The 2,150-nt window shown below is 64.1% G+C and carries 2 protein-coding genes; both read right to left on the bottom strand.

Going from position 1 to position 2,150, the window contains the following annotated elements; translation table 11 throughout:
* Positions 1-215 (bottom strand): pyridoxal-phosphate dependent enzyme (locus VKR55_RS05280; RefSeq protein WP_414642306.1); only part of this gene is annotated, 215 nt, incomplete at its 3' end.
* 11 nt (positions 216-226) lie between these two features.
* Complete coding sequence (locus VKR55_RS05285; RefSeq protein WP_324400439.1) at positions 227-2,002, bottom strand: acetolactate synthase 3 large subunit; 1,776 nt, start codon at positions 2,000-2,002, stop codon at positions 227-229.
* Positions 2,003-2,150 lie beyond the last annotated feature (148 nt).

Genomic DNA, 2,150 nt, shown 5'->3' on the forward strand with positions numbered 1-2,150 from the left:
ATGCCCGGCACATTCGGCTGCTCGCGCTTGAGCCGGTCGAGATAGACGAGCCCGCCGCGCACCTTGAAGGCGCCGACCGGCGTGTGGTTCTCATGCTTGACGACGACCTCGGTCCCGAGCCGCTCCGCGAGCAGCGGCCAGGCATGCGCCGGCGTCGGCGGCATCGCCGCATGCACAACCTGCAGCGCCTGATCGAGCTCCTTGAGGTCGAACATCACCCCACTCCTCAGACCAGGGCCTTGCCGCCGGCGAAGGCGGTCGCGGTGGCCTCGTCGTTTGCCTCCTCCGGCAACAGCATCTCGTTATGCGCCTTGCCGGACGGGATCATCGGGAAGCAGTTCTCCAACGCCGCCACGCGGCAGTCGAACAGCACCGGCCGCTTGACCGAGATCATCTCCTTGATCGCGCCGTCGAGATCACCGGGCTTGATCGCCTGGATGCCCACACAGCCATAGGCGTCCGCGAGCTTGACGAAATCCGGCAGGGCTTCCGTATAGGAATGCGACAGGCGGTTGCCGTGCAGGAGCTGCTGCCACTGCCGCACCATGCCCATGTACTGGTTGTTCAAAATGAAGATCTTGATCGGCAGCTCGTGCTGAACCGCGGTCGACATCTCCTGGATCGTCATCTGCACCGAGGCGTCACCCGCGATATCGATGACGAGGCTATTGCGATGGGCGACCTGCACGCCGATCGCCGCCGGCAACCCATAGCCCATGGTGCCGAGCCCGCCCGAGGTCATCCAGCGGTGCGGCTCCTCGAAGCCGTAGAACTGCGCGGCCCACATCTGGTGCTGGCCGACTTCGGTCGTGATGTAGGTGTCCTTGCCGCGCGTTAACTCGAACAGCTTCTGGATCGCATATTGCGGCAGGATGATATCGTTGTGCTTCCTGTAGGACAGTGAGTTGCGCGCGCGCCATTGCGCAATCTGCTGCCACCACGCCTTGATGTCGGGCTTCTTGGCTTCCGCCTTGAACACCGTGAGCAGGTCGCCAAGGATGTTGCCGGCATCGCCGATGATCGGCACGTCGACGCGGATGTTCTTGTTGATCGAGGACGGATCGATGTCGATGTGGATCTTCTTCGAGCCCGGCGAGAAGGCATCCGTCCGCCCGGTGATGCGGTCATCGAAGCGCGCACCGACGCACAGCATGACGTCGCAATCATGCATGGTCATGTTGGCTTCGTAGGTGCCGTGCATGCCGAGCATGCCGAGCCAGTTCTTGCCCGAGGCGGGATAGGCCCCTAGCCCCATCAGGGTCGAGGTGATCGGAAAGCCGGTCACCTCGACCAGCTCGCGCAAGAGTTTTGAGGCCTCGCGGCCCGAGTTGATCACGCCGCCGCCGGAATAGATCACCGGCCGTTTGGCGGACGCGAGCAGCGCCACGGCTTTGCGGATCTGCGTGGCATCGCCCTTCACCCGCGGCGCGTAGGAGACGTGCACGTCGGACTTGCGCGGCGGATGATAGGTGCCGGTCGCAAACTGCACGTCCTTGGGCACATCGACCACGACCGGACCGGGCCGGCCGCTCGTTGCGACATAGAATGCCTCATGCAGCACTTTCGCGAGATCGTTGACGTCGCGCACCAGCCAGTTGTGCTTGGTGCAGGGCCGCGTGATGCCGACGGTGTCGCATTCCTGGAACGCGTCATTGCCGATCAGATGCGTCGGCACCTGGCCGGTGATGCAGACCAGCGGAATGGAATCCATCAGCGCGTCCGTCAGCGGCGTCACCATGTTGGTGGCGCCGGGACCCGAGGTCACCAGCACCACGCCCGGCTTGCCGGTCGAGCGCGCGTAGCCCTCCGCCGCATGGCCCGCGCCCTGCTCGTGCCGAACCAGGACGTGCTCGACCTCGCTCTGCTGGAAAATCTCGTCGTAGATCGGAAGCACCGCGCCGCCGGGATAACCAAACAGGTGCTTGACGCCGTGATCGACGAGCGCGCGGACGATCATCGCGGCGCCGGTCATCTGGTTCGGATCGTGGCTCTTCTCACTCATGGTCTTTCGTCCTGGTCGTGCCGCTGCCAGCGGCTTGTTTTTGCTTCGGGAAATAAAAAAGGGCCTCAAGAGGCCCATGCGCACCGTCCGTATCTGGATGGCAGTCAGCCACCCCCGGCGGTGCGCCTGGGTACGACGGCAATGAGGA

The organism is Bradyrhizobium sp. (genome assembly GCF_035309285.1).
GTDB lineage: Bacteria > Pseudomonadota > Alphaproteobacteria > Rhizobiales > Xanthobacteraceae > Bradyrhizobium.

What these genes read in the sequence shown, in the direction of transcription:
- VKR55_RS05285 (WP_324400439.1), bottom strand. Translation starts at nt 2,002, where the DNA reads ATGAGTGAGAAGAGCCACGATCCGAACCAGATGACCGGCGCCGCGATG.